This window comes from Synechococcus sp. F70.1 (assembly GCF_047502745.1).
Lineage (GTDB): Bacteria > Cyanobacteriota > Cyanobacteriia > Thermostichales > Thermostichaceae > Thermostichus.
On record NZ_JANSJL010000101.1, the window covers coordinates 55743 to 61302 of the forward strand.

At 61.6% G+C, this 5560-nt stretch carries 2 protein-coding genes; one reads left to right on the forward strand and one right to left on the reverse strand.

What is annotated here, in order from left to right; genetic code table 11:
* Positions 1-113: 113 nt before the first annotated feature.
* Positions 114-2486, reverse strand: coding sequence for a DUF3488 and DUF4129 domain-containing transglutaminase family protein (locus tag NW860_RS10135; RefSeq protein WP_414513983.1), 2373 nt, complete (start codon positions 2484-2486; stop codon positions 114-116).
* Between the two features lie 198 nt (positions 2487-2684).
* Here NW860_RS10135 and uvrA point away from each other — a divergent pair.
* Positions 2685-5560, forward strand: a 2876-nt coding sequence (gene uvrA / locus NW860_RS10140; RefSeq protein WP_414513985.1) for an excinuclease ABC subunit UvrA, incomplete at its 3' end; no start/stop codon positions are given.

A 5560-nucleotide genomic window follows, 5' to 3' on the forward strand; every position in this document is an offset into this window, starting at 1 on the left:
TCAGGTCTACTACTTGGCCGGGGCAGGTTGCGAGGTCTATACCTAGAGTTAACTATCTCTTAACTGCCTCATAACGTCAAGGCTTCTCGTAGAGCTTTATAGCCGTCTTCCAGTCAAGCTGTTCTTTTGGGAGCAGGCGTCGAACTCTTGGCCTGCCAGGACCGCCTAAGCTGTCTAAGGTGGTGTTGCCAACGCTGCAGTTCCCCGGCTTCCAGCGGGATCCCGCCAAAGCGTACTTCCAGGTAGCGCTGCAGGAACCGGATGGCCAGTTCAACCTGAGGCAAGTCGGCCTGGCGCAAGTGTTCTAGGCAAGCTTCTGGCCCTAGGTGGGCGGGGATCCCCACTGCCGTCGCCAGGTCCCGCAGTTGCAGATAAAGCCTTGAGATAAGCTGGCGGCGCCGCTGGGACTTGGGTAGAGCCGCCGGGATCCAGCGCATCCCGGCAAAGGCCAGACTCGGCAGCAGGATCCCTACCATCCAGGTAGACCATGCAGGGGGCGGCTGCCACAGGGATCCCATCACCACCCCATTGGCGGCAGTGGCCAACAGAATCCACCCCCCATCCTGCCAGCGCAGGGCCTGATAGCGGCGGCGGCGACCCCAGTAGGCCATGGAACTGGTGATTAAAATCACCCCCACCAGCGGCAGGCCGTTTTGCTGCAGCGTTTGCCCCCAGCCCACCAGGCTGCGGCGGAAGACGGCGACGACATCCTCTTGCTTTTGGGGAGCAGTCACGCGGCTGGCCAGCTCTTGGATTTGCCGCCAGATCTGCCGCTGGGTAAATAGGTCGTACTGAATCACATACTTAAACCAGCGGAAGCGCAAGCTGTCGTAGAAGTCTAGGATGGGATCCCACCCGCTTTGCCGCTGGCTAACATTGGCCTCTGCCGGCGTGGCATCGAAGATGATCCATCCATAGGGGCCAAAGGGGATCTCCGTCCAAGAATGGGCATCGGCGTTGCGCACCGCCAAGTACTTCTCCTGCGCCACCCAGCGACCGCCCAAGAAGCCATTGACCACGCGGGCCGGTATGCCAAGGCTGCGGGCCAGTATCGTCAGAGCGGTGGCAAAGTATTCGCAGTGGCCGCGGCGATGGGTAAACAAAAAAGCCTCCAAAGGCGGCTCGGCACCGGGATCCGGCAAATTGGTGGTGTAGGCGTAGTTCTCTAGCAGGTAGTTCCGCAGAGCCGTTACCTTGCCAAAGACATCGGGGATCCCAGCCGTGATCTCCTCTGCCAAGGCGGGAATGCGCGGATCCAGGTCTTCTGGCAACTGCAGATAGGCTTGTTGCTGGACTGGGTCAAGAGCGCTCAGCAGCTCCTCCCGGCCAAGCTGGCGCAGGCGGGGTTCCAGATCCCGTGGGATCCGGCTCACGGCACGGTAGAGATAGGGCATCCGGGGGGGCAGAGAATGGCTGACATCTCCAGTCTCGCGCAGGAGCAGGCGGCGGTTTTGCCATTGCCACCTCTGCTGTGGAGTCATCGCCCCACCTCGATCCAGCCATTCCACCTCCACCAGCGGCGACACCCCAAAAACGGTGTTGGTGTCCAGCGGCTCTAGGTAGATGAGCTGCTCCAGCGGAAAGAACTGCAGGTCGGAGGCAGCAGGGATCAAGGGGGAGGCCGAGAGCTCAAAAACCCCTGCCGCGTTGGGGAAGATCGAGAGCGAGCGATCCAGCGTCCGCGACCAAGCCCGCCCGTCGTAGCGATCAAAGCTCATGCCACGCCAGTAGAGAGACTCCACCTGGGGCGGCACCCCTGCCGGGAACTCCACCCGCATGACAACGGTGTTGTCAGTCTTGAGGGTGCCGAACTCCCCCAGGCTGACCTCTTCGGCAAAGCCAGTGGTCATCACCGGCGAACGGGCCTGCCGGCCTAAGATCCCCAAGCCGACGCGCGGAAATAGGAAAAACAAAGCCACTGACAGGACCATGGCCAGCAAGGCCAGGGATCCAAGAAACCCCAGAAAGCCAAGGTCGATCCTGCGGACTTGGCTGGCCGCCTGCGGGTGCTGCTCGGCTTGGAGGCGCAGATGATAAAGGGTGAGGTTAACTAGCCCTACCCCCACGTAAAGCAGGAAGAGGAGTCCAAAGCTAATATCCTGGTTGAACAGGGTGGCAATCGCCATCAACAGCAGCGACAACACCGCCAACTGGATGTAATCTGCTGCCCGCTCCCGCTGAAACAACTTGGCCCCCGTCAGGTAGAGCACCAGGCCAATGGCCCCATCCGAAAGCTGCAGGAAGCCCGAGAGCACCAACGCCGCCAAGCTGACCAACACGCTCACCGTCAGCGGCATCCAGAGGGGCGCATAGCGGGCAAAGCTAATTCGGGGTGGCTCCCAGAACCAACTGCCCACCCCCGCCGCCAAGCAGAGGGCGATAACCGCCGGCGACAGGGCCTGATCTCCAAGGCAAAGGGCCGTGAAGGCGATCCCCACCAGCAGGTAGATGAAGACTTTTTGGACAGCAAGCAGCGGCCAGGTCATGGGCTAGGTTGCTTCGGGATCCCTCAAGTGGCCCTTCCAAGATAGCCAGGTCTTTTTCCTTCTCCTGCCCACGATAGACCCAGCTTGCCGGCACCCCTTCTCGATTGGAGAGGACAGACTTCTGGCGCGGCACTAGAATCGTTAATGTTCCTTAACTTTCGTTGTTTTTCGACCTGCGCTGCGCACAGAGGGGACGAGATGTCCGGCCAGAACGAAATCCACGTAGTGGGGGCGCGGCAGCACAACCTTAAGAACATTGAGCTGCGGATCCCGCGCAATCGCCTGGTGGTGTTTACGGGCGTCTCCGGGTCCGGCAAGTCTTCGCTGGCCTTCGACACCATTTTTGCCGAGGGGCAGCGGCGCTACGTGGAGTCCCTCAGTGCCTATGCGCGGCAATTTCTAGGGCAACTGGACAAGCCGGATGTGGATCGCATCGAGGGCTTGAGCCCGGCCATTGCCATCGACCAAAAGTCCACCAGCCACAACCCCCGCTCCACGGTGGGCACCGTTACCGAGATCTACGACTACCTGCGGCTGCTCTACGGGCGGGCTGGGATCCCGCACTGCCCCCAGTGCGACCGGGTGATTGCTCCCCAGACGGTGGATCAAATGGTGGATCAGATCCTGGCCTTGCCGGATCGGACGCGCTTTCAGCTGCTTGCGCCTGTGGTGAGGGGGAAAAAGGGCACCCACGCAGCGCTCCTGCAAAGCCTGCGCCAGCAGGGATTTGTGCGGGTGCGTGTCGACGGCCAGGTATGGGATCTCAGCGAAGAGATCACCTTGGACAAAAACAAGACCCACACTATCGAGGTGGTGGTGGATCGGCTGGTCAAGGGCCCCGACATTGCAGAGCGGCTGGCCGATTCCCTGACCACCTGTCTGCGCCAGTCGGGGGGACTGGCGGTGGTGGAGCTCTTGCCTCGGGAGGAGGAGCGGGAACATCTGTTGCAAAAAGTAGCCGAGGTGGCGGGGCAGTACCTCAACGGCAAGCCGACGGAGCTGATCTTCTCTGAACAATTCGCCTGCCCCGAACATGGCTCGGTGCTGAGCGAGCTGTCGCCGCGGCTATTTTCCTTCAACTCGCCCGTTGGCGCCTGTCCTGTCTGTCACGGCTTGGGCTTTGAGCCCATCTTCGACCCCGACCGCATTGTGCCCGATCCCAAGCTTCCCCTCTACGCGGCCATCGCACCCTGGGCCGAGCGGGAGAACCCCTACTACCTGGCGCTGCTGGCAGGGGTCGCCAGGGCCTTTGGCTTTGACCTCAGCAGCCGCTGGTGCGACCTCACGCCCGAGCAGCAGCAGATCCTCCTCTACGGCACCGACCAGGAGATCTACGTTGAGGCAGAATCCCCCTACCGGGGCCGGGGCTACTACCGTCGCTACGAAGGGGTGATCCCGCAGTTGCAGCGGCACTACCAAGAAACCACCTCCGAGACCTACCGGCAAAAGCTGGAAACCTACCTCACCTACCGCCCCTGTGCGGCCTGTGGGGGGGCTCGCCTTCGCCCTGAGGCCCTGGCAGTGCGTGTCGGCGGCTACCGTATCACCGATCTCACCGAGGTCTCTATCCGGGAGTGCCTACACCGCTTAGAGCATTTGAAGCTCACCCCTCGCCAGGCGCAGATTGCCGAGCTGGTGCTGCGGGAGATCAAAACCCGGCTGCAGTTTTTGATCGACGTGGGCCTTGACTACCTCACCTTGGCCCGCCCGGCCATGACCCTTTCGGGGGGTGAAGCGCAGCGGATCCGGCTGGCTAGCCAGATTGGCTCTGGCCTGACGGGCGTGCTCTATGTGCTGGACGAACCCTCCATTGGCTTGCACCAGCGGGATAACCACCGCCTCTTGCAAACCCTGTTCCGCCTACGGGATCTGGGCAACACCCTAATCGTGGTGGAGCACGACGAGGAAACCATCCGCGCCGCCGACCACATCGTGGACATTGGCCCTGGAGCTGGCATTCACGGGGGAGAAGTGGTGGCCCAAGGGTCTCTAGCCGACATCCTGGCCTGCGAGCGCTCCATGACCGGAGCTTACCTTTCGGGGCGGAGGCGGATCCCTACCCCTGCCCAGCGCCGACCGGGGAAAGGGGTTGCCCTCAAGCTCACCAATGCCCACAAAAACAACCTCAAGCACATCGATGTGGAGATCCCGCTCGGCAAACTAGTCTGTGTTACGGGGGTCTCCGGCTCCGGCAAGTCCACCTTGGTCAACGAGTTGCTCTACCCTGCCCTGCAGCACTACCTCGGCCAGAAGGTGCCCAAGCCGGCGGAAATGGGGGAGTTGCACGGCATCGAGCACATCGACAAGGTTATTGTCATCGACCAATCCCCCATTGGCCGCACCCCTCGCTCCAACCCTGCCACCTACACGGGTCTGTTTGATCCCATCCGCCAAGCCTTTGCCCAGACTCGGGACGCCAAAGCCAGAGGCTATCAAGCTGGCCACTTCTCCTTCAACGTCAAGGGCGGGCGCTGCGAAGCCTGCAAAGGGCAAGGGGTGAACGTGATTGAGATGAATTTCCTGCCCGATGTGTATGTTACCTGCGAAGTCTGCGGCGGCAAGCGCTACAGCCGCGAGACCCTCCAGGTCAAGTACAAGGGCAAAAACATCGCCGAAGTCCTGGATATGACGGTGGGAGAGGCGCTGGAGTTTTTCGCTGCCCTGCCCCCTGCGGCCAAGATCCTGCAGACCCTGGCCGATGTGGGCCTCGACTACATCAAGCTGGGTCAGCCGGCTCCAACCCTCTCGGGTGGGGAAGCCCAGCGGGTAAAGCTGGCCGCAGAACTGGCCCGCCGCTCCACCGGCAAAACCCTTTATCTACTGGATGAACCCTCCACCGGCCTGTCGTTTTACGATGTTCACAAACTTTTGAACGTCCTGCAGCGGCTGGTGGGTGCGGGCAACACCGTGCTGGTGATCGAGCACAACCTGGACATTCTCCGCTGTGCCGACTGGATCATCGACCTGGGGCCGGAAGGGGGCGACCAGGGCGGCCAGATTGTTGCTGTTGGCACCCCGGAAGAAGTAGCCGAACACCCGGGATCCCATACAGGGCGGTACCTGAAGCAGGTTTT